Genomic DNA, 20,798 nt, shown 5'->3' with positions numbered 1-20,798 from the left:
GGCGTGCGAAGCACGAGCCCGGAATCCATCGGGCGGCATGTGACGCGGTGAAATGGATTCCGGGTTCGCGCTACGCGCGCCCCGGAATGACAGAAGAGCCTCAATCGCCCCACTGCGCGAAGGCGTCGTTGAAGGCGCGCTCGCCGGGGGCGCCCTTCTCGATGGCGATGATGGCACGGCGCTGGTTGGCGTAGACCAGCGGCACGTCGAACCAGGAGCGCTCCTTCAGGAGCTGGACGTTGCGGGCGCGGTCGGCGTCGACATTGGAGAGGCCGACCAGGAAGAAGCCGTCGGTGACCTTGACCGCGAGGCCGGCGAGCGGCGTGCCGCGGGCCTGCTCGTTCGACTTCATCAAGATGCCCGGCACGTTGGAGACGCTGCCGCCGGGGAAATCCTGCGGCAGGATGAAGGTCAGCTCCGCCGTGTGGCTCGCCGGCAACGAGGAATCGGTGTTGCGGCGGAACGACATCGTCATCTTGAACTTGCGGTCGGGAATCTCGATGTCGGCGCGCACGGCGACGTCGGCCTTCTGGTTGCCCGAGGCCTTGATCGGCTCGAGCCGCCACACCACCGAGCCGACATATTGCTTGCCCTTCGGATCGGACGGATCCTCGTCGTAGAGCACGACCTTCTGCGCCACCGGCGCGACCGGCTGGTCCGCCGAGGGCTGACCGACGCGATCGGGAATCTTGGGCTTGCTCTGCGGCTGCGCCGGGGTCGGCGTATCCGCAACTTGCGTCGCGGACGGCTTGAGAAAGCCGTTGACGATCTGGACCAGTTGCTTGCCCCAGAGGATGCCGGCGCCGACCAGGATGAGCACGATGCCGACGGCAATCGCGCTCTTGAACGGAAAGGCGGAGCCGGTGCGGGCGCGCTTCTTGACGTCGCGATCGGGGGCGATGCGCGGACGCGGCGACGGCGGCTGCGGCGCGTAGCGCTCGGCCTCCTCGATCGACTCGTCGTAGGAATAGGGCGCTTCGGTCTCGCCGGCGCGGTTTTCCAGGCTCGGCTCCAGCCGGTCGAATTCCGGCGAGGGCGAGGGCACGTTGGCGTAGGTGCGGCGCGCGGCGCGGCTGGCCTGCGCGGCGGCACCGCCGAGATCGTTGGCGTCGGCCGTGATGTCGCGGAAGCCGCGCACGCCGGGTGAGGACGGCAGCGGCGGCGGCGGGCCGACGTCGGGCGGACGCCGCCCACCCTGGCGATCGCGGCCGGCCGGCGGCTCCGGCGGCGGGGCGGCGGGGCCAGGTGGGCGCGGGGCGTCGAAACGGGGCGCGCGCGGCGGCCGCGGGGCCTCGCCTTGATCATCGACGTTGAAGGACGGGCGGTCGGCGCGCGGCGGCGTCGGGGCCGGACGCGTGCGCGGCGGAGCCGCAGCCGGGCTCGCCTCGGTGGCACGGGTGCTGGCGCGGCGGAAGGCATCGCCACTCGAGCCGGAGCGGGCGGCGCCACCGGGACGCGAGGCCTCGCGGGCCCGCTGGGCGGCCTCCGATTCGACCTTGCGGACGGCCTCCTCCAGCGACAGCCGTTCCCGGGTGATCTCGGATTCGGAGAGCGGCGGCTGCACGCTGCGCAGCTGCGCGATCAGGGCCGTGCGCGCCCGTTCATAGAGCGCGCGACGGCTTTCGCCGGGAGCGTTGGGGTCCAGGGCGGCAATAGCGCGGGCGATCAGCGGATAGTAATCAGCCATTTCTACTCAACTATACGCGCGTCCCGGTAAGATATCGTTAAGCCTCAAACGGATTTTGCACCAGGATAGTATCTTCGCGTTCCGGGCTGGTGGAAAGCAGCGCGACCGGACATCCCACCAATTCCTCGATCCGCCGGACATATTTGATGGCCTGCGCCGGCAGGTCGGCCCAGGACCGCGCATTGGCGGTCGGCTCCTTCCAGCCCTCGATGGTCTCGTAGATCGGCTCGACCCGGCTTTGCGCGCCCTCGCCGGCCGGGAAATGGTCGATCTCCTTGCCGTCGAGCTTGTAGCCGGTGCAGACCTCGATTGAATCGAAGCCGTCGAGGATGTCGAGCTTGGTCAGCGCCAGGCCATTGATGCCGCAGGTCCGAACCGCCTGGCGGACCAGCACGGCGTCGAACCAGCCGCAGCGGCGCGGACGGCCGGTATTGGTGCCGAACTCGCGGCCGCGCTCGCCGATCTTGCGGCCGATCTCGTTGTCCTGCTCGGTCGGGAACGGGCCCTGGCCGACGCGGGTCGTGTAGGCCTTGCACAGGCCGAGCACGTAGCCGACCGCGCCTGGCCCGAGGCCGGCGCCGGTCGCGGCCTGCGCCGCCACCGTGTTGGACGAGGTGACGTAGGGATAGGTGCCGTGGTCGACGTCGAGCAGCGCGCCTTGCGCGCCCTCGAACAACATGCGCTTGCCGGCGCGCCGCTCGATATCGAGCAGCCGCCAGACCGTCTCGGCATAGGGCAGCAGCTGCGGCGCCATCGCCATCAGCTCCTTCAGGATCACCGCGCCGTCGAATTCCGGCAGGTTGAGGCCGCGGCGCAGCGCGTTGTGGTGCGCCAGCAGGCGGTCGATCTTGTGTGGCAGCGTCTGATGATCGGCCAGATCCATCAGGCGGATGGCGCGGCGGCCGACCTTGTCTTCATAGGCCGGCCCGATGCCGCGGCGGGTGGTGCCGATCGCAGTCGCGGCGCTGGCGGATTCGCGGTGCGCGTCGAGCTCGCGGTGCAGCGGCAGGATCAACGTGACGTTTTCCGCGACACGCAGGTTGTCGGGGCCGACATCGACGCCCTGCGACCTGAGCCTGGCGACCTCGTCGAGGAAAGCGGCGGGATCGAACACGACGCCGTTGCCGATCACCGACAGCTTGCCCTCGCGCAGCACGCCGGAGGGCAGCAGCGCGAGCTTGTAGGTCTTGCCGTTGATCACCAGCGTGTGGCCGGCGTTGTGGCCGCCCTGGAAGCGGACGACGATATCCGCCTGCTCCGACAACCAGTCGACGATCTTGCCCTTCCCTTCGTCGCCCCATTGGGCGCCGACGACGACAACATTGGCCATTCGCGGGTAATCCTGTTCAATCTGTCTCTAGAAGGCATGATCCTCGCGGAAAACCGGTGCCCACTCTTCCGGGATCACGCCTGCGCCCAGCCCAATCGGCAGCCGGAGCCGCCCGCACGCAAGGCAGCCAACCGGATAAAGGAAGCAGCCCTTCTAGGCAAGCAAGAACGGGGCTTTTTCGGGGTCCAACGTCCGGTCCAAGCCCTTGATATCCGCGGAAAATCCCGGACCCTGGCGGGCCGGCGCAGGCGGCTTCGACCAAAGCGGGAGAGGCCGCCTTCGCCGCCAGCATGGTCGCGATGCGCCCGTCCCCGTTGATGCAACCTGGTTTTCCGTGTCTTTGGACCTGCCGGGTGATCAGCCGGCCCGGACCTCGCCGGGCCGGAGGGCTCGGCGTACTCGACGCGGGGCTCAACCATCACAATGTCCGCCACCGGCCAGACCACGCCCGCGGAAACATCCGGCCACAGCTGGATCGCCAACCAGCCTTACCTGCTGCTCAGCATCACCGCGCTGTGCTGGGCCGGCAACGCCATCGTCGGGCGGCTCGCTGCCGGCCACATTCCGCCGGTGACGCTGTCGTTCCTGCGCTGGTTCTTTGCCTTCCTGCTGGTGCTGCCGTTCGCCTTCAAGCACCTCGTGCAGGACTGGCCGGCGATCCGCGGCAAGCTCGGCCTGATGGTCACGCTCTCGGTCACCGGCATCGGCGCCTTCAACACGCTGCAATATTGGGCGCTGGAGCACACCCAGGCGCTCAACACGCTGCTGCTGCAGTCGGCCGCGCCGCTGCTGGTGGCGTTGTGGTCGCTGGTCATCCTCGGCATTCGTCTCACCGCCGCGCAGGCCTTCGGCGTGCTGCTGTCGATGTGCGGCGTGCTGACCATCCTGCTGCACGGCGATTTCACCACGCTGTCGAGCATCGACTTCAACAAGGGCGACCTGATCTTCCTGCTCGCGCTCCTGATCTTCGCGCTCTATTCGGTGCTGTCACTGAGGCGGCCGCCGATGCACGGCCTCTCGTTCCTCGCCTTCACCTTCGGCTGCGGCGCCGCCTGTCTCATTCCGCTGGAGATCTGGGAACTGTCCGCTCGCCCGGTGATGAAGCTCGACGGGCCGAACCTCCTGACGCTGTTCTACGTCGCCGTCTTTCCCTCGACGCTCGCCTATCTCTGCTTCAATCGCGGCGTGCGCCTGATCGGCGCCAACCGCGCCGCACCGTTCTTCCACGTCGTGCCGGTGTTCGGCTCGATCATGGCGATGGCGTTTCTGGGCGAGCACCCGCAGGCGTTCCACTTCATCGGTTTCGCATTGGTGCTGGCGGGCGTGTTCGCGGCGTCGCGAAAGCAGGCAAGTTAGGCGGCTCCATCGAAGCGCTCGCTGCACTTCCGTTCTCCCCTTGTGGGAGAAGGTGGCGCGAAGCGCCGGATGAGGGGTTGTCTCCGCGCATTCAATTGGGAGTGGACTCGCGGAGAGAGACCCCTCACCCGTCTCGCCGCTACGCGGCGAGCCACCCTCTCCCACAAGGGGAGAGGGGAAAAGTGCACGCGCTGCTACTTCGTCTTGAACTTGCTGTACGCCTCGCTCGTCGCAATGATCACGTGCTCGGCGCAGCCGTTGACGCGATGCGGATCGGCTTCGCGCTCGTAGGCTTGCGAGGTCATCATGTCGAGAAAGGCCGAGACGGACGGGTAATGGACCAGCGCGACGAAGTCCCAATCGTTGCCTGCGTGCGGACCGAGTGCGACTGTCTTGGCTTCACCGGTCCAGAGCAGCGTGCCGCCGCGCGCCTTGATCATCGGCACCGTGATCGCGCTGTAGCGCAAGTATGCGTCCCAGCCCGACCCGTCGCCATCGAGCGAGCGCGCGTGGAAGCGCATCAGGTTCAGCATCACCACCGGCGCATTCGGATCGAGCCGCTCCAGGCCCTCGATGTTCAACATATTGACCGCCAATGGCACCTCCTCAAGGCTCGGCTGCATTGTAGCATTGCGGCGCTGTGACTTGTGCCATCGCGGCAATCGGGCGCAAGTTGTATCCAACGCCCATGACGACCGCTTCGCCCGCGCCACCGGCCGCCAATCCGGCCAGCTGGCTCAACAACCAGCCTTATCTGCTGCTCAGCCTGAGCTCGCTGTTCTGGGCCGGCAACATCGTGCTCGCGCGCCATGTCGGGGCGCATGTGCCGCCGCTGACGATCACCACAATCCGCTGGTTCGGCGTGTTCCTGATCCTGTTGCCGTTCGCCTGGCCGCATCTGAAGCGCGACTGGCCTGCGTTGCGCAAGAGCATGCCCCTGATGCTGTTCCTGTCGCTGGTCGGCTTTGCCTTCAACAACGCGATCTCGTACTGGGCGCTGCAATACACCGAGGCGCTGAATGCGCTGCTGATCCAGTCGGCGGGTCCGCTGTTCGTGGCGCTGTGGTCGCTGGTGCTGTTCGGCGTGCGGCTGACCGGCGCGCAACTCGGCGGCATCGCGATCTCGCTGCTCGGCGTGCTGATCATCATCCTGCGCGGCGACCTCGCGGCGCTGGCAAGCATCAGCTTCAACAGGGGCGACATCATGTTCGCCTCCTCGCTGGTGGCGTTCGGGCTCTACTCGGCCTTCATCCCGCGCCGGCCGAAGATCCACCAGCTCTCCTTCCTGTCCTTCACCACCTGCTGCGGCGCGACGATGCTGCTGCCGACGGCGATCTGGGAGGCGGCGAGCGGCCGCGTGCTGCAATTCGACGCGACCACGCTGGCGACACTGGGCTACATCCTGATCTTCCCCTCCACACTCGCCTATCTCTTCTTCAACCGCGGCGTGGCGCTGATCGGGCCGAACCGGGCGGCGCCGTTCTTCCATTTGGTGCCGGTGTTCGGCTCGGCGCTGGCGATCGTGCTGCTGGGCGAGAAGCTCCAGCCGTTCCACCTAATCGGTTACGCCCTGGTGCTCGCCGGGGTCGTGCTTGCATCGCGCCGGGGCTCGGCGATGACATAATTCCGCGCGACGGACGCGGTCACGACCTATAGCCATCTTCCGATTCCCCTTTGGACAAGCTAGGTTCCCCGCCAACCAAAAAGAGGGAACGACCGACATGATTTCAGGGCTGATTCGAAACCTGCGGACCGTCGCCGCGGCCGCGCTATGCCTCACGGCAGCATCCACCGCTCACGCCGACACCTATCCCAGCCGCAACATCACGCTGGTGCTGCCCTTCGCGGCCGGCAGCGGCACCGACACCACGACGCGGCTGATTTCGCAGCATCTGTCGCAGGCGCTCGGCGTTCCCATCGTGATCGAGAACAAGGCGGGGGCCAACGGCATGCTTGCCGCGACCTATGTCGCGAAGGCTGCTCCCGACGGCTACACGCTGCTGGTGACGACCAACACGACGCATTCGGCCAATCCCTATCTGCTCAAGAGCCTCACTTACGATCCGGTCAAGGATTTCACCCCGATTGCCCGCACCGGCGATCTGCCCTTCATGCTGGTCATCAATCCCGAGGTGCCGGCCAAGACGGTCGGAGAGCTGGTGGCCTATGGCAAGGCCAATCCGGGCAAGCTGAGCTACGCCTCGGGCTCCTCGGCGGCGATCGTGTCGGGCGCGACCTTCGCGCACAATGCCGGGCTCGACCTGCTGCACGTGCCCTACAAGAGTTCGCCGCCGGCGCTCAACGACGTCATGGGCGGCCGCGTGTCGATGATGTTCGTCGACATCCTGACCGGCCTGCCCCATGTCAACGGCAACGCGCTGCGCGCGCTCGCCGTCACCACCAAGAACCGCACGCCGCTGGTGCCACACCTGCCCTCGATGCAGGAGGCCGGCGTGCCGGACTTCGACATCACGTCCTGGCAGGGCTATTTCGGCCCGGCCGGCATGCCGAAGGAGATCGTGACCCGGCTCAACACCGAGATCCGCAAGATCATCGAGAACCCGGAGATCAAGGCCAAGCTCGCCACGCTCGGCATGGACGCTTTTTCCGGCACGCCGGAGCAGCTCGGCACCTTCGTGAACGAGCAGCTGGTGCTGTGGGAGAAGCTGATCGCCAACGCGAAGATCGAGAAGCAGTAGTACGGTCTCGTAGGGTGGGCAAAGCGCAGCGTGCCCACGAAGAGTCGCACCGTACTCAAAAAGAAAAGGTGGGCACGACGCTTCGCGTCTTTGCCCACTCTACGAATTCAGCGCAAGAATTTACGCCGCGCGGACCTTGGCGAGGAAGCCATCGACGGCATCGCGCAGCGCGCCGGACTGGGTGTCCAGCTCGCGGGCGTTGGTGAGCACATCGCTGGCCGCGCTGCCGGTCGCTTCGGCGGCCGAGGTGACGCTGCCGATATGGGCGTTGATCTCGCTCGAGCCGGCCGCGACCGACTGGATGTTGCGGGCGATCTCGCGCGTCGCCTCGCCCTGCTGCTCGATCGATGCGGAAATGCCGGCGGTGATCTCGCTCATCTCGGCGATCGTCTGGGTGATGCCGGAGATGGCCGACACCGCATCGCTGGTCGAGGTCTGCATCGCCGCGACCTGGGCGGAGATCTCCTCGGTCGCCTTCGCGGTCTGGTTGGCGAGCGCCTTGACCTCGGAGGCGACGACGGCGAAGCCGCGGCCGGACTCGCCGGCACGCGCCGCCTCGATGGTGGCGTTGAGCGCGAGCAGGTTGGTCTGTGCCGCGATCGAGTGAATGAGCTTGACCACCTCGCCGATCTTCTCGGCACCGGTGGAGAGTTCCTGCACCGTGGCGTTGGTGCGCTCGGCATCGCTGACGGCACGGCTCGCAACTTCAGTCGAGCGTGTCACCTGGCGGGAGATTTCCGCAACCGAGCTCGACAGCTCTTCGGCGGCGGCCGCAACGGTGCCAACATTGCCGGACGCCTTCTGCGAGGCGGCCCCGACGGTCGCCGCGCGCGAGGAGGCATCGCTGGCGGCCGCGGTCATCGATTGCGCCGTGGTCTGCATGCCGGCTGCGGCCGAGGAGACCGAGCGGACGATGCCGTTGACGCTGCGCTCGAAATCGTTGGCGATCTCCTCCATGGCGCTGCGGCGATCCGCCGCGGCGCGTTCCTTGGCGTCCGCGTCGGTCTTCTCGAGGTCGCGGATGCGGATCGCGTTGTCCTTGAAGATCTGCACGGTCGATGCCATCGCGCCGACCTCGTCACCGCGACCGACGCCGGGGATGTCGCCTTCGAGCTTGCCGTCGGCCAGCTCCCGCATCCGGGTGCCGAGCAGCCCGAGCGGAACACTGATGCTGCGGCCGGTCATCCAGGCGACGCTGCCGGCAACGATGACGATGCCTAGCACAGCCAGGCCGAGCAGCCAGTAGACCGGACCCATCTTGGCGTCGATGTCATCCAGATAGGCGCCGGTGCCGAGATACATATCGAAGCCGGGGACCGCGACGGCGTAACCGATCTTGCGGATCGGCGTTTCCTGGCCGGGCTTCATATATTCATAGTGAAGCAGGATCTCGCCGTTGGCCTTGACGCCGTTCATCAATTCCAGCGACAGCTTGCGGCCGTTGGTCACGATGTCCATTCGGTTGGTGCCGATCACCTTCGGATCGGGCGCAAGCTGGGTGAGACCGTCATAGGACGTGCCGAACAGGTAGCCGGCACCCTTGTCATAGGTCATCGCGTTGCCGTAGCGGCGAAGCTCGGCCATCGCGGCGTCCTTCGTCATCTCGCCGGCATCGACGCGCTTCTTCAACGCGGCGGCATAGTTGCGCGCCAGCTCGACGATCGCCTTGGCCTGGTCGATGCGCGCATTTACCATCTCGCGCTTCATCAGATAGCCGGCGAGAAGTCCGGAGATGCAGAGGCCGAACAGCGTGACGCCGACGAGAATGCCAAGCTTCGGGGCGATCTTCAGATTGCTCAACTTCACAGGTTAGCTCCGGCAATGATGGGGTACAGGCGCACGACGAGACGATCAAATTCGAATCAAGTCTTAGTGGCGGAGCCCTTAGCAAGTTACTTACGCACCTCCGTAGAAGCCCGGGGCTTGCACGGAAAAGCGGAAATATACCTCACCCGCAACAACCGTGAATTGTACGCACTCGCCCGGATTTCGCGTAAAAGACGCAAAGGCCCGCCCGTCGAGGCGGGGCGCAACAAGAAACCAAATCGGGAGCAGATAATGCCGAAATACAGGGTGGTGACGCCGAAGGGTGCGAGCTTCACCGTCGCGGGCAGCGATTATTCCTATGAGCGCGAGGCGCTCGATCCGATCGATGCCGAGATCGTCGAGGGGCCCGCCGACGAGGCGGGGTTCATCGCCGCCGCGAAGAATGCCGACGCGATCTACGCCAAGGGCATCCCGATCACCAAGACCATCATCGACGCGCTCGAGAGCTGCAAGGTGATCACGCTCGGCTCGGTCGGCGTCGACAGTGTCGACGTCAAGGCCGCCACGGCCCGCGGCATTCCGGTCACCAACATTCCCGACACCTTCATCGAGGAGGTCGCCGACCACGCCATGATGCTGCTGCTCGCCGGCTTCCGCCGCCTGGTCGAGCAGGACCGCATGGTGCGCGACGGCCGCTGGGCCGAGGGCCGGCCGGCGCTGCTGAAAATCCCGAGGCTGATGGGCCAGACGCTCGGCTTCATCTCGTTCGGCCGGGTTGCGCGTGCGGTCGCGAGACGCGCCGCGCCTTTCGGCCTGCGCATGATGGCCTACGATCCCTTCATCCAGGAAACGCTGATGTACGAACACGGCGTGATCCCGGCGACGCTGAACGAGGTGCTGTCGCAATCCGACTTCGTCTCGATGCATGCCCCGGCGCGGCCCGAGGTGCATCACATGCTGACCGAGAAGCACTTCCGACAGATGAAGAAAGGCTCGATCTTCATCAACACCGGCCGCGGTGCCACCGTGGACGAGGAGAGCCTGATCAAGGCGCTGCAGGAGGGCTGGATCGCGCACGCCGCTCTCGACGTGCTGGAAAAGGAGCCGCCCTCGCACAACAATCCCCTGCTCGGCATGGAGAACGTGACCCTGACCGCCCATGTCGCCTCGGCCTCGGCACGGTTCGACGAGGCGCGCAAGCGCCGGGTGGGCTACGAATTGTCACTGGTGCTCCAGGGCATGTGGCCGGTAAGCTGCGTCAATCCGTCGGTGCTGCAGAACACCGCGCTCCGCCGCTGGCAGCCCGTCAGCATGGACCGCGGGCCGAACAGCTAGGCGGGCGGCGCAGCAAGCGCCCACGACCGAAACGGCCCTTCACCGGCGATCAACGCCGGGAAGGGAGACATCATAGGGAGGTACTGATGAGGAACGACATCACACGTCGTGATGCCTTGGCGCTGGGCCTGTCCGCTGCAACGCTCGCGGCCACCGGTGCTGCAGCGCAAACATCCGCTATCAAGGCTGCCGACGTCCCGGCACCCAAGCGCGAGATCGAAAAGGGCGCGTCCTTGCGCATGCTGCGCCCGGTGCGCTTCGTCCAGGCGGACGAGGACGTGTTCCGCGCCAATGCGGCAAAGTTCACCAAGGACACCGGGGTCGAGGTCAAGGTCGACTTCGTCGGCTGGGAGGACATCAACCAGCAGACCGCGGTGACCTCGAATTCCGGCGCCGGCCCCGATATCATCATCGGCTTCTCCGACGCGCCTCACATCTACATCGACAAGCTGATCGAGCTCACCGACGTCGCCGACTATCTCGGCAAGAAGTACGGCGGCTGGCTGCCGCTGGCGCAACGCTACGGCAAGAAGAACAAGAGCGAGTCCTGGATCGGACTGCCGTTCGGCGCCACCGCAGGTCCCCTGATCTACCGCAAGTCGGTCCTGCAATCGGTCGGCTTCGACAAGGTTCCGGAAGATCATGCCGGCGTGCTCGACCTCTGCCGCAAGCTGCAAAAGGCAGGCAAGCCGGCCGGCTTCGCACTCGGCAACGCCAAGGGCGACGGCAACGGCTTCGCCAACTGGGCGCTGTGGTCGCACAATGCCTCCCTGCTCGACGAGGAGGGCAACGTCACCATCAACAGCAAAGAGACGATCGCCGCACTGAACTGGGTCAAGGAGCTGTATCCGACCTTCATCGCCGGCACGCCGTCCTGGAACGACGTCAGCAACAACCGGGCCTATTCCTCGCAGGAGATCGCGCTGACGGCCAACGGCGTCTCACTGTACTTCTCGCTGAAGAACGATCCGGCCACCAAGGCCATCGCCGAGGACAGCGAGCATCAGCTGCTGCCCAAGGGCCTCGCCAAGGTCTCGCCGATGGCGGGCCTGACATTGAACGCTATGGTGTTCAAGCACAGCCCGTACCCCAATGCCGCCAAGGCCTTCCTGCAGTACATGCTGGAGAAGGACCAATACGAGCCGTGGCTCAATGCCAATTCGGGCTATTGGTCGCAGCCGCTGGCCGCCTATGCCGAGGCTGCCGTGTGGTCGCAGGATCCGAAGGTGAGCCTGTTCAAGAACACGATGAACAGCACTTACTATGACGGCTACAAGGGGCCGATCTCGACGGCCACCGGCGCAGTCAGCGCCGATTACGTGCTGATTCAGATGTGCGCGTCCGTCGCCACAGGCGCCGCCACGCCGGAAGCCGCGGCTGCGGAAGCCGAGCAGCGCTGCAAGCGCTACTTCCGGCGACAGCGGTAGAGCGACGACGACAGAGCCGCCGTCATTGCGAGGAGCACTTGCGACGACGCAATCCAGACGATCACTGCGGAGACAGACTGGATTGCTTCGCTTCGCTCGCAATGACGGTGTCGTGACACTTCAGACGGGACAAACCAATCTATGTCCGTGACCACCCTCTCCTCCCACGCACTGGCGCAACGGCAGCCGAACTGGATCGTGCGCCTGTTCGACTACAAGCCGTTCCTGATCGTGATGTGCCTCGCGCCCGCGCTCGGGCTGCTCACGGTATTCCTGACCTACCCGCTCGGCCTCGGCGTCTGGCTCGCCTTCACCGACACCACGATCGGCCGGCGCGGCATCTATGTCGGGATCGAGAATTTCCAGTACCTGCTCACGGACCCCTTGTGGTGGAACGCGGTGTTCTACAGCGTGTTCTACACGGCCGTGGCGACCTTCGGAAAATTCGCGCTCGGCTTCTGGCTCGCGCTGCTGCTCAACAACCATTTCCCGTTCAAGAGCCTGCTGCGCGCCATCGTGCTGCTGCCCTGGATCGTCCCGACGGTGCTGTCGGCGCTGGCGTTCTGGTGGATCTACGATCCGCAGTTCTCGATCATCTCGTACCTCCTGGTCGACGTTCTGCATTGGCGCGACAGCAATATCGACTTCCTCGGCTCGCCCTGGCCGGCGCGCTTCTCGCTGATCGCCGCCAACATCTGGCGCGGCATTCCCTTCGTCGCGATTTCGCTGCTGGCCGGCTTGCAGACCATCTCGCCCTCGCTCTACGAGGCCGCGATGCTGGACGGCGCCAGCGCCTGGCAGCGCTTCCGCTACATCACCTTCCCGATGATGCTGCCGATCCTCGCCATCGTCATGACGTTCTCGATCATCTTCACCTTCACTGACTTCCAGCTGGTCTACGCCATTACCCGCGGCGGTCCGGTGAACTCGACGCATTTGCTGGCGACGCTGGCGTTCCAGCGCGGCATCGCCGGCGGCGAGCTCGGCGAAGGCGCGGCGATCGCGGTGTCGATGATCCCGTTCCTGGTGTTCGCGACGCTGTTCTCCTATTTCGGCCTAGCACGCCGCAAATGGCAGCAGGGAGAGGCCAATGACTGAAACCGTCGCGCAATCGACCGTCGCGGACGCAAAAGCGCCGCCCGACACCATGGCCTGGGATTCCGGGCTGCGGCGGCTGATGATGATCTACCTGCCGCTCGGCTGCTTCGTTCTGATCCTGCTGTTTCCGTTCTATTGGATGGCGATCACCTCGTTCAAGCCGAACGCGGAGCTGATGAACTACCGGGACAACAACCCGTTCTGGATCTCCTCGCCGACCCTGGCGCACATCAAGCATCTGTTGTTCAACACCGCCTATCCGCAATGGCTGAAGACGACGATGCTGGTCGCGATCGGCTCGACCACGCTGTCGCTGATCGCGTCGACGCTGGCGGCCTACGCGATCGAGCGCCTGCGCTTCCGCGGCTCTCCCTATGTCGGCCTCGGCATCTATCTCGCTTATCTGGTGCCGCCGTCGATCCTGTTCATTCCGCTCGCCACCGTGGTGGTGCAATTCGGCCTGTTCGATTCGCCGCTGGCGCTGATCCTGGTCTATCCGACCTTCCTGGTGCCGTTCTGCACCTGGCTCCTGATCGGCTATTTCAAGTCGATTCCTTACGAGCTCGAGGAATGCGCGCTGGTCGATGGCGCCACGCGGCTGCAGATCCTGCGCCGGATCACGCTGCCGCTCGCGGTGCCCGGGCTGATCTCGGCCGGCATCTTCTCCTTCACGCTGTCCTGGAACGAGTTCATCTACGCGCTCGCCTTCATCCAGAGCGGCGCCAACAAGACGGTGCCGGTCGCGATCCTGACCGAGCTCGTCACCGGCGACGTCTATCAATGGGGTGCGCTGATGGCGGGATCGCTGCTCGGCTCGCTCCCGGTCGCGATCTTCTACTCGCTGTTCGTGGATTACTACGTCTCTTCGCTGACGGGTGCGGTGAAGGAGTAGCCCCGCTCTCTCGTCCCCCTTCTCCCCGTTCTCACGGTCTGCAGGCGGGGAGAGGCGAAGAGCGCTGCGGCCTTTGGCCTGGCTTCACAATACTGCAACATGCGATCCGCATAAGCGTTGCGTCCGCCAACAGGAGACGCACATGCGCGCGACTTTTCTTTGCACCGTCGCCACGATCATCCTCACCGCGAGCACAGCGCTCGCGCAGAGCGAGGGCGAATTCCCCGCCAAGCTCGCCGGCCACGCGGTGATGCCCGCCGAAACCTTCATCGAGGCGCCGGCTGATGCCCCCGCCGATCTCAAGGCGGCGGGCAAATATACCACCGGCAAGCGGGTCGACGCGCTCGGCACCGTGATGGGCAAGTCCTTCGAGCGTCCGACCGGCGTGCCGCTGCCGTTCAAGGGCCAGCCGCTGCAGGGGCATTCCGGCATCAAGACCCTGCCCGACGGCACGTTCTGGGTCCTCACCGACAACGGCATGGGCGCGCGCGCCAACTCGCCGGATTCGATGCTGTACCTCAACCGCTACAAGATGGACTGGGCCAGCAGCAAGATGGAGCGGCTGGAGACCATCTTCCTGCACGACCCCGACAGACGCGTCCCCTTCCGCATCGTGCACGAGGACACCCAGAAGCGCTATCTCACCGGCTCCGATTTCGACACCGAAGGTTTCCAGATCGTCGGCGACACCTTCTGGATCGGCGACGAGTTCGGCCCCTATGTCCTGAAGGCGGACAAGTCAGGCAAAATCCTCGGCGTGTTCGATACGGTCGCCGACGGCAAGCCGGTGCGCTCGCCCGACAATTGGGCGGTGGGGACGCCGGCCGCGCCGGGCGCGACCTACACCAATGTCAATCTCCGCCGCTCCAAGGGCTATGAGGGCTTCGCCGCGTCCAAGGACGGCAAGTTCCTCTACGGCCTGCTCGAGGGACCGCTGTGGGATGCCGACAAGAAGGACTGGGAGAAGGTCGACGGCAAGGAAGCCTCGCGCATCCTCGAATTCGACGTCGCCGCCGAGAAATTCACCGGCCGCTACTGGCATTATGTGTTCGAGCAGAACGGCAACGCCATCGGCGACTTCAACATGATCGACCAGGCCTCCGGCCTCGTCATCGAGCGCGACAATGGCGAGGGCACCGCCGACAAGGCCTGCCCGCAAGGCCAGCGCGGCGAGAACTGCTTCCCCGACCTCGCCAAGTTCAAGCGCGTCTACAAGATCGAGCTGACCGACGCCAATGTCGGCAAGCCCGTGCGCAAGATCGGCTATATCGACCTGATGAAGATCAGGGATCCCGACAAGAAGGCGCGGAAGCCGCTCAACGACGGCGTCTACACCTTCCCGTTCTTCACCATCGAGAACGTCGATCGCGTCGACGACACCCACATCATCGTCGGCAACGACAACAACCTGCCGTTCTCCTCCAGTCGCGATCCCAACAAGGCCGACGACAACGAGTTCGTGCTGCTCGAGGTCGCGGATTTCCTGAAGGCGAAGTGAGGCGAGGCTCGCTCTCTCTCCCTCCCGCTTTTCCGCGGGAGGGAGAGTCATTGCCCATGGCTACTTCCCGAAAATCACCGGGACGTTGATGGGTATGGTTGCATAAGTGATCTCGGCCGGCACCGGCGGGAATGGTTGGGCCTGGCGCACCATGGCCATCGCCTGGGCATCGAGCGCTGCGACGCCCGAGGAGCCGCCGAGGCGGCTGGACAATACCTGACCGTTACGGCCGAGCGTGAAGCTCACCTTGACCACGCCCCTCTGGCCATTCGCGCTCGTCGGATACTGGTGGAAGCGCATGAGGTGCGCGCGGACGCGCTGATAATAAGTCGCCATGGTCGATGCCAACGAGCCTGCACTCACCGCGGAGGCCAGCGGCGCCTGCCGCTCCGCGCGCGGCGGTGCGCTGGTGCGCGGCGCCAGAAGGGCATCCGACGGCTTCCGGGCGTCGAGGCGGACCGCCTTGGGCTTCGCCGGGGCGGGCTTCTCCACGGGTGTAACTTTCGCAGGCTCGGGCTCCGACGGGCTCGGCTTGAGGCTCTGTTCCGGTGGAGCCACCACATCCGGCTGCTCCTGCGGCGGTGTCGGCGGAATCATTTCCTCGACAGCCTGCTGCTGCACCGGCTCGGGCGGTGACGCATCCCCCTGCTGCATCATCGGTCCCGGCGCGATGTCCAGCGGCGTCGACTGCGGTGCCGACGTCTCCGGCGTCATGTCGATCAGGATGGCCGGCATGTTGACGCCCTCGTCCGGCACCTGCTTCAGCCAGTTCATCGCAAGCAGCGCGGCGCCGAGATGCAGCCCCACGATCATCGCCGCCGAGGCGCCCCAGCGCGCGCCCTCCCGCTCGTCAAGCGGCTGATGCAAGGCAAAGGCGTTCGCTGCCATCAGCTGCGTCCGTCGAGCCCGACGAGGGCGACCTTGAGATAGCCGGCGTTGCGCAGGGTGTTCATCACCTCCATCAGGTCGCCATAGGAGACGGCCTTGTCGGCGCGCAGATAGATGCGCTCGTCCTTGCGGCCCTTGGTGGCGGCATCGAGTGAGGTGCTGAGCCCGTCGCGAGCGACGATATCCTCACCCACGGCGATCGAAAGGTCCGGCTTGACGGTGACGAAGACCGGCTTGTCGGGCCGCGGTGCCGGCTCGGCGGCGGTCGCCGGGAGATCGATGCCGATGTCGACGGTGGCGAGCGGTGCGGCCACCATGAAGATGATCAGTAGCACCAGCATCACGTCGATGAACGGCGTGACGTTGATCTCGTGGGTGACGTCGAAATCGCTCGTCTCGCCGCGCGAGCCGAGCTTCGATGTTCCGAGCTTGACGGCCATGGCTACTCCGCTGCCCGCGCCAGACGGAAATGGCCGTGGTCGCGCTGGCGGCTCACCAGCAGCATGAGCTGCGCCGAGGCGTCGCCGAGCAAAGCGCGGTAATTGGCAATGCCGCGGACGAGGTGATTGTAGATCACCACCGCCGGAATCGCGGCGACGAGACCGAGCGCGGTCGCGAGCAACGCTTCGGCAATGCCGGGCGCGACCACCGCCAGACTGGTGGTGTGGCTCTCGGAGATGCCGATGAAGGAATTCATGATGCCCCAGACGGTGCCGAACAGACCGACGAACGGCGCGATGGCGCCGATGGTCGCGAGCACGCCGGTGCCGCGCGCGATCTGCCTGGACATCGCCGCCTCGACCCGCTCCAGCCGCAACGCGACGCGCTCCTGCAGGCCGTCGTCGAGAATGCCGCCGGAGAGCTCGGCCTCCCTGGCGCAGGACTGAATCAGCTGCGCGACTGCGTCGCGGGCGTCGCCGGTCCGCGCGGATGCCTCGGCCAGCGTCATGTTGCCTTCGAGGGTGCGCGTCCGCTGCAAGGCGAGCGAGCCCTTGCGACGCAGCTCGATGGTCTTGGCGAGCCAGACCGTCCATGTCGCCAGCGAGGCAACGGCAAGCCCGACCATCACGACCTTCACGACGATGTCGGCACCGAGGAACATGCCCCAGGGCGACAGATTGCGCGGCAACAGCGCCGCGTCGATCGCAAAGGCCGGCGCCGGCACGAGCGCCAGTGCGATTGTGAGGATCACGTGCCCTAGCGTGGAATTGCTCTGCATCCTGATCTCCCGACAAATGGAAGTCACGCCGAAAGCTTCGCCGCGATCCGGTCCGCGAGCCGCCGGAACCGCGCCAGCTGATCCGCCCGCAGCGCCCTCGTCTCGTCGCGGCCGACGAAGACCTTGAACATGATGCCGCCGTCGGCGTTCACGAAGGCGACGAAGGCCGAGGACTTGCCCATGAAGGGCCGCTCGACGAAGGCAATTCCCGCGCAGCGCTCGTGGCGGAGATGGCCGTGCAGGCCCTTTGGCTGCATCAGGTTGAAATAGCCGCGGCCGATCTCGCCCGCGGGAATGGTCCCGGTGAACTCGAAGATCGCATCATCGGTGTGGACGATCAGCGTGACCTCGCCCCATTCCGCGATGGCCTGCATGGCGGCGGCAAAATGTTCGCCGCTCCCGATGCGCACCATTGACGGCGGCAACGCCTCGATCACCGCGCGCGGCGTGGCGCTGCGCTCGCGCGCGACGTCCTCGATCACGGCACCCGGATTGTCCGCCATATGCGCCTTGAGGTCGGCGAGATCGGTGCTCAGCATATCTGGCTCCTCAACCCCGGCGCCTCAAGCGGCCGCGCTCGCCTTGCGCTCGGTCATGATGACCTCGAAACCTTCGAACTTGGGGTGACCGAGATAGAGGCTCTCGCCGGTCTTGTTGTCGGCGCGCGCATGAGCGCGGCGGAATTCCTCCGAGCGCGTCCAGGCCTCGAAAGCCGCTTTGTCGACCCACACGGTATGCGAGGAATACAGCGTGTGGTCCTCGGCGACCGGCCCCTTGAGCAGATGGAATTCGACGAACCCCGCCATGCTGCCGAGATAGGACTCACGGGTCCGCCAGACGGTTTCGAACGCGGCTTCCGAGCCGGGCTTCACCTGGAAGCGATTCATGGCGATGAACATTCGACTTTTCTCCTGTGACTTGTAGATCGGCAATTGCCGACCGGATATTTCAGAACGGGTCGAAAGCCACGCTGACGCATCAGCGTGGCCTTCGAGATCAGCAAGGCATAACCTGCGGTGTCTTCCTCAGGTGCCGCCAAAATGGTATTTGAGACCTCCCTTGATCACGAGCCCAGCACCGGCGCTCGCCCACTTCACGTCGTTTTGCGTGTCGCCCGTGCTACCGACCGGAATGGCGTACGGACGATAGTAGCGATTGAAGAGGTTCTCGACGGAGAAGTTGAGCGTGAGAGCGGGCGTCGGGTGATACTGCGCGTAAAGATTGACGAGATCGTACGACGTCGCGGGCGTGTAGGTCCTGGGGATGTCGTAGTTGGCGATTGCCGACGTCCACATCATCGAAAGGATGAGGGTGCGGTCGAGCAGACGCACGCCGGCCGTCGTCGTGATCTTCTGCGGCGGAATGCTGTAGAGGCCGAAGCCGGTCTGCAGATTCTTTCCGCTCTGATAGGTCCCGGAGAGGCCGAAGAACCACAGGTTCGCGTCATACATCGCCTCGGCCTCGACGCCTTGAATAAGCGCGGACGCCACGTTCTGATACTGCAGGAACGGGAGCACCGTGATCGACGGCGCCGGTGGCGGCCCGGTCGGGACCACGAGCGGGTTTCCGTAAGCGACCTGATCGATGAAGTCGCTGATGTCGTTGCGGAACACGTTGATCTTGCCGCGCAGCGTGTCGCCCGCCGTGAACAGATCGTTCTTCTTGATATTGAAACCGATCTCCTTGTTCTTGCCGACCTCGGGGCGCAGGTTTGGATTGGGCACGAAGCAGAAGGTCGAGTCCGCGCCCGGTCCCGGCGTGCCCGACGGACAGCGGAAGAACGAGTCGTTGACCGTCGCGCCGGCATGTGGCCCGCTCACCAGCGTCTCCGTGATCGAGGGCGCCCGATAGCCTTCCGCGTAGCTGGCATAGGGGGTCACGACCGCGGTCGGAACGAGAGCAATGGTGATCTTCGGCGAGAGGCGATCGCCGCCCGACGATGAGGACGCCGACGAAAGCTGATAATTGTCGTAACGGAGCGCACCGATCACCTCGAGCATCGAGGTGTAGTTCGCCCTCCACTGCACGAAGCCGCCAGACACCGTGCGCTGGCCGCCCGGCGTAGTCACTTCGCCGGTACCCGTCCTATCCTGGGTAGATACTTTGTCCTGGAACGCATCCAGACCGTAAGTCACCGCGTGGCGCCAGCTTCCCGTTTCGAAGCGTGTCGTGTTGTGCACGTCGATACCGATCGTATCGAGCAGATATCCGCGGTTGCTCCCGATGCACCCCGAAACGGCATTGCCCGGCACGCCACCGCAATAAACTGACGGCGTCGTGGTGGTGTGCCTGGTCTTAGTCTGGTCGTTCTCGGTGCGATTCCAGTAGATCTTCGCATCCCAGTCGAACCACTGATCATCCGGCTGCGAGTATTTCCAGCCGAGCGTCGTGGTGTAATTCTTCACGTTGGAGGCGTAGATGGACGTGCCGTTCAGATTGTTCGTGCCGTTCGCATTGGTCGAATTGGGATCGCCGGCGCGTCGCGGCGGCTGGCCCAGGCTGTAGATGTCTTCCTGAAAGATGGCGCCGAGCTTGACCTCGTGGCCGTCCGCCGGCCGCACCGTCAGCTTGGCGATGCCGCTGCTGAGCCGATTGCCGGTATTGGCGACCTCGAAGCCGGTGCCGTCCTTGTAGCTCTCCTGCGTCGAATAGGTGCCGCCTGCGAACACGTCGACATTCGGATTGACGTGCACGCCGCCGAAGGCCGAGCCGAGTGCGCGACCATAATTGCTGCCAAGGATAGTCTTGACATCGACGCCCCAGCGCTCGCCCACGCGGACGACATCCTCGATGTCCTTGGTGCGGAACGAGGCCACGCCACCGATCGCGCCGGAGCCGTAGATGTTCGCGGTCGGGCCGCGCACGATGTCGATGCCGCTGATCAGCTCCGGATTGAGGAAGAAGGAGCCGTTGGCGAAGTGGCCTGTGCGCTGATAGTTCTGCCGCGCGCCATCGACGACGACAGCAACGCGGCCGAAATCCTGCAGGCCGCGAATGTTGATCGAGGTCGACGGCTCGTCGCCGCGATTCTGGACCCATACGCCCGGCACATTATAGATGAGGTCACCAACCGTGCTGGCCTGACGTCCCTCGATCTGCGCCGAGGTCACGACGCTGACCGGTGCCAGCGCATCCACGGCACGCTCCTCGGTCTTCGTTGCCGCGACCGTAATCGCATCGAGCGTTTGCACCGGCGCTGCGCCGCCGGCCTGGGCGCGGGCGTTCATCACCTCCGGCGCGGCCTGCTGCGCAACTTGCGGCGCCTGCTTGCGCTTGGCCTGCTTCGGCCTTTCCGACGACGCGTTTTCACTCTGCGGCGATGCGGTCTGCGCGAGACTGCCCTCCGCCGTCATTGCCGCAATTGAAACCACCGACGCGCCCAAAATCAGGGCGCGCGAATACCTAGCCCCGTCAGCCATATCAGCCCCAGCCTGCACTTCACTTTAGTTTTTGATGTCGTCTGGCTGGCGCGCGCTCGCAACGCGAGCGACTGGCTGGCTGATTGTTCCAAGAGGCGGGCGAGTTCCCCGCCGTCAGAAATGGTTACGTGGCAACACTCTGACGGTCAATGACATCGGGTTACAGTTTATATCGATTGTAAA

General features: G+C 65.2%; 18 protein-coding genes. 8 read left to right on the top strand and 10 right to left on the bottom strand.

The window, feature by feature from the left end:
- Positions 1 to 100 precede the first annotated feature (100 nt).
- Positions 101 to 1,687, bottom strand: a complete 1,587-nt coding sequence (locus I6F33_RS04455; RefSeq protein WP_225141233.1) for a hypothetical protein — start codon at positions 1,685 to 1,687, stop codon at positions 101 to 103.
- A 37-nt stretch (positions 1,688 to 1,724) separates the two neighbouring features.
- Complete coding sequence (locus I6F33_RS04450) at positions 1,725 to 3,017, bottom strand: adenylosuccinate synthase (protein ID WP_057028019.1); 1,293 nt, start codon at positions 3,015 to 3,017, stop codon at positions 1,725 to 1,727.
- A gap of 423 nt (positions 3,018 to 3,440) precedes the next feature.
- Between I6F33_RS04450 and I6F33_RS04445 the strand changes: the two genes are divergently transcribed.
- The gene (locus I6F33_RS04445; RefSeq protein ID WP_035998893.1) at positions 3,441 to 4,373 is read left to right on the top strand and encodes a DMT family transporter; all 933 of its coding nucleotides are present in this window, start codon (positions 3,441 to 3,443) and stop codon (positions 4,371 to 4,373) included.
- Positions 4,374 to 4,567: 194 nt separating this feature from the next.
- On the opposite strand, the gene I6F33_RS04440 is transcribed toward I6F33_RS04445, so the two are convergent.
- On the bottom strand, positions 4,568 to 4,969 hold the full coding sequence (locus I6F33_RS04440) for a DUF1330 domain-containing protein (protein ID WP_225141231.1): 402 nt from the start codon (positions 4,967 to 4,969) through the stop codon (positions 4,568 to 4,570).
- 92 nt (positions 4,970 to 5,061) lie between these two features.
- Between I6F33_RS04440 and I6F33_RS04435 the strand changes: the two genes are divergently transcribed.
- Positions 5,062 to 5,997 (top strand): DMT family transporter, encoded by a 936-nt coding sequence (locus I6F33_RS04435; RefSeq protein WP_036022066.1) that lies wholly within the window; start codon positions 5,062 to 5,064, stop codon positions 5,995 to 5,997.
- 97 nt (positions 5,998 to 6,094) lie between these two features.
- Positions 6,095 to 7,072, top strand: coding sequence for a tripartite tricarboxylate transporter substrate binding protein (locus I6F33_RS04430; protein WP_035998887.1), 978 nt, complete (start codon positions 6,095 to 6,097; stop codon positions 7,070 to 7,072).
- 120 nt (positions 7,073 to 7,192) lie between these two features.
- Here I6F33_RS04430 and I6F33_RS04425 read toward each other — a convergent pair whose 3' ends face one another.
- Complete coding sequence (locus I6F33_RS04425) at positions 7,193 to 8,878, bottom strand: methyl-accepting chemotaxis protein (RefSeq protein WP_225141229.1); 1,686 nt, start codon at positions 8,876 to 8,878, stop codon at positions 7,193 to 7,195.
- Between the two features lie 252 nt (positions 8,879 to 9,130).
- Here I6F33_RS04425 and I6F33_RS04420 point away from each other — a divergent pair, with 252 nt between their 5' ends.
- The 5 genes from I6F33_RS04420 to I6F33_RS04400 all read left to right on the top strand — a co-directional run bounded on the left by I6F33_RS04420 (position 9,131) and on the right by I6F33_RS04400 (position 15,089).
- Positions 9,131 to 10,174 carry a C-terminal binding protein gene (locus I6F33_RS04420; protein WP_035998879.1) on the top strand — a complete coding sequence of 348 codons (1,044 nt, stop codon included), beginning with the start codon at positions 9,131 to 9,133 and terminating at the stop codon, positions 10,172 to 10,174.
- Between the two features lie 86 nt (positions 10,175 to 10,260).
- Positions 10,261 to 11,601, top strand: a complete 1,341-nt coding sequence (locus I6F33_RS04415) for an ABC transporter substrate-binding protein (protein ID WP_057028022.1) — start codon at positions 10,261 to 10,263, stop codon at positions 11,599 to 11,601.
- A 141-nt stretch (positions 11,602 to 11,742) separates the two neighbouring features.
- Positions 11,743 to 12,699, top strand: a complete 957-nt coding sequence (locus tag I6F33_RS04410; protein WP_035998865.1) for a carbohydrate ABC transporter permease — start codon at positions 11,743 to 11,745, stop codon at positions 12,697 to 12,699.
- A 49-nt stretch (positions 12,700 to 12,748) separates the two neighbouring features.
- Positions 12,749 to 13,591 (top strand): carbohydrate ABC transporter permease, encoded by an 843-nt coding sequence (locus I6F33_RS04405; RefSeq protein ID WP_225112986.1) that lies wholly within the window; start codon positions 12,749 to 12,751, stop codon positions 13,589 to 13,591.
- Between the two features lie 142 nt (positions 13,592 to 13,733).
- Positions 13,734 to 15,089: an esterase-like activity of phytase family protein gene (locus tag I6F33_RS04400; protein ID WP_225141227.1), complete on the top strand. Its 1,356-nt coding sequence runs from the start codon at positions 13,734 to 13,736 to the stop codon at positions 15,087 to 15,089.
- Between the two features lie 60 nt (positions 15,090 to 15,149).
- Here the strand turns inward: I6F33_RS04400 and I6F33_RS04395 are convergent, their stop codons facing one another.
- From I6F33_RS04395 to I6F33_RS04370, 6 genes are all read right to left on the bottom strand, one after another.
- On the bottom strand, positions 15,150 to 15,977 hold the full coding sequence (locus tag I6F33_RS04395) for an energy transducer TonB (RefSeq protein WP_225141225.1): 828 nt from the start codon (positions 15,975 to 15,977) through the stop codon (positions 15,150 to 15,152).
- Positions 15,977 to 16,417 (bottom strand): TonB system transport protein ExbD, encoded by a 441-nt coding sequence (exbD, locus tag I6F33_RS04390; protein ID WP_225141223.1) that lies wholly within the window; start codon positions 16,415 to 16,417, stop codon positions 15,977 to 15,979. Before exbD ends, I6F33_RS04395 begins: the two co-directional genes overlap by 1 nt.
- A gap of 2 nt (positions 16,418 to 16,419) precedes the next feature.
- Positions 16,420 to 17,196: a tonB-system energizer ExbB gene (exbB, locus tag I6F33_RS04385; protein WP_128264129.1), complete on the bottom strand. Its 777-nt coding sequence runs from the start codon at positions 17,194 to 17,196 to the stop codon at positions 16,420 to 16,422.
- Between the two features lie 23 nt (positions 17,197 to 17,219).
- Entirely contained in the window at positions 17,220 to 17,735 is a 516-nt protein-coding gene (hutX, locus tag I6F33_RS04380; protein WP_225141222.1) for a heme utilization cystosolic carrier protein HutX, read from the bottom strand.
- Between the two features lie 24 nt (positions 17,736 to 17,759).
- A complete protein-coding gene (locus I6F33_RS04375) occupies positions 17,760 to 18,095 on the bottom strand; it encodes an antibiotic biosynthesis monooxygenase (RefSeq protein ID WP_035998838.1) in 336 nt (111 codons plus the stop codon).
- A 126-nt stretch (positions 18,096 to 18,221) separates the two neighbouring features.
- A complete protein-coding gene (locus tag I6F33_RS04370) occupies positions 18,222 to 20,615 on the bottom strand; it encodes a TonB-dependent hemoglobin/transferrin/lactoferrin family receptor (RefSeq protein WP_225141220.1) in 2,394 nt (797 codons plus the stop codon).
- Between the last annotated feature and the right edge of the window lie 183 nt (positions 20,616 to 20,798).

The organism is Bradyrhizobium sp. BRP20, from assembly GCF_020194215.1.
Lineage (GTDB): Bacteria > Pseudomonadota > Alphaproteobacteria > Rhizobiales > Xanthobacteraceae > Bradyrhizobium > Bradyrhizobium yuanmingense.
The sequence above is the reverse complement of the archived record's forward strand: the minus strand, read 5'-3'. Positions and strand labels throughout refer to the sequence as shown.

Bases quoted from the DNA above. Each gene is read 5' to 3' on its own strand.
- I6F33_RS04395 (WP_225141225.1), bottom strand. From the start codon at position 15,977: ATGGCAGCGAACGCCTTTGCCTTGCATCAGCCGCTTGACGAGCGGGAG.
- I6F33_RS04420 (WP_035998879.1), top strand. From the start codon at position 9,131: ATGCCGAAATACAGGGTGGTGACGCCGAAGGGTGCGAGCTTCACCGTC.
- hutX (WP_225141222.1), bottom strand. From the start codon at position 17,735: ATGCTGAGCACCGATCTCGCCGACCTCAAGGCGCATATGGCGGACAAT.
- I6F33_RS04415 (WP_057028022.1), top strand. From the start codon at position 10,261: ATGAGGAACGACATCACACGTCGTGATGCCTTGGCGCTGGGCCTGTCC.
- I6F33_RS04450 (WP_057028019.1), bottom strand. From the start codon at position 3,017: ATGGCCAATGTTGTCGTCGTCGGCGCCCAATGGGGCGACGAAGGGAAG.
- I6F33_RS04455 (WP_225141233.1), bottom strand. From the start codon at position 1,687: ATGGCTGATTACTATCCGCTGATCGCCCGCGCTATTGCCGCCCTGGAC.
- I6F33_RS04410 (WP_035998865.1), top strand. From the start codon at position 11,743: ATGTCCGTGACCACCCTCTCCTCCCACGCACTGGCGCAACGGCAGCCG.
- I6F33_RS04370 (WP_225141220.1), bottom strand. From the start codon at position 20,615: ATGGCTGACGGGGCTAGGTATTCGCGCGCCCTGATTTTGGGCGCGTCG.
- I6F33_RS04435 (WP_036022066.1), top strand. From the start codon at position 5,062: ATGACGACCGCTTCGCCCGCGCCACCGGCCGCCAATCCGGCCAGCTGG.
- exbB (WP_128264129.1), bottom strand. From the start codon at position 17,196: ATGCAGAGCAATTCCACGCTAGGGCACGTGATCCTCACAATCGCACTG.
- I6F33_RS04375 (WP_035998838.1), bottom strand. From the start codon at position 18,095: ATGTTCATCGCCATGAATCGCTTCCAGGTGAAGCCCGGCTCGGAAGCC.
- exbD (WP_225141223.1), bottom strand. From the start codon at position 16,417: ATGGCCGTCAAGCTCGGAACATCGAAGCTCGGCTCGCGCGGCGAGACG.
- I6F33_RS04445 (WP_035998893.1), top strand. From the start codon at position 3,441: ATGTCCGCCACCGGCCAGACCACGCCCGCGGAAACATCCGGCCACAGC.
- I6F33_RS04400 (WP_225141227.1), top strand. From the start codon at position 13,734: ATGCGCGCGACTTTTCTTTGCACCGTCGCCACGATCATCCTCACCGCG.
- I6F33_RS04405 (WP_225112986.1), top strand. From the start codon at position 12,749: ATGGCCTGGGATTCCGGGCTGCGGCGGCTGATGATGATCTACCTGCCG.
- I6F33_RS04430 (WP_035998887.1), top strand. From the start codon at position 6,095: ATGATTTCAGGGCTGATTCGAAACCTGCGGACCGTCGCCGCGGCCGCG.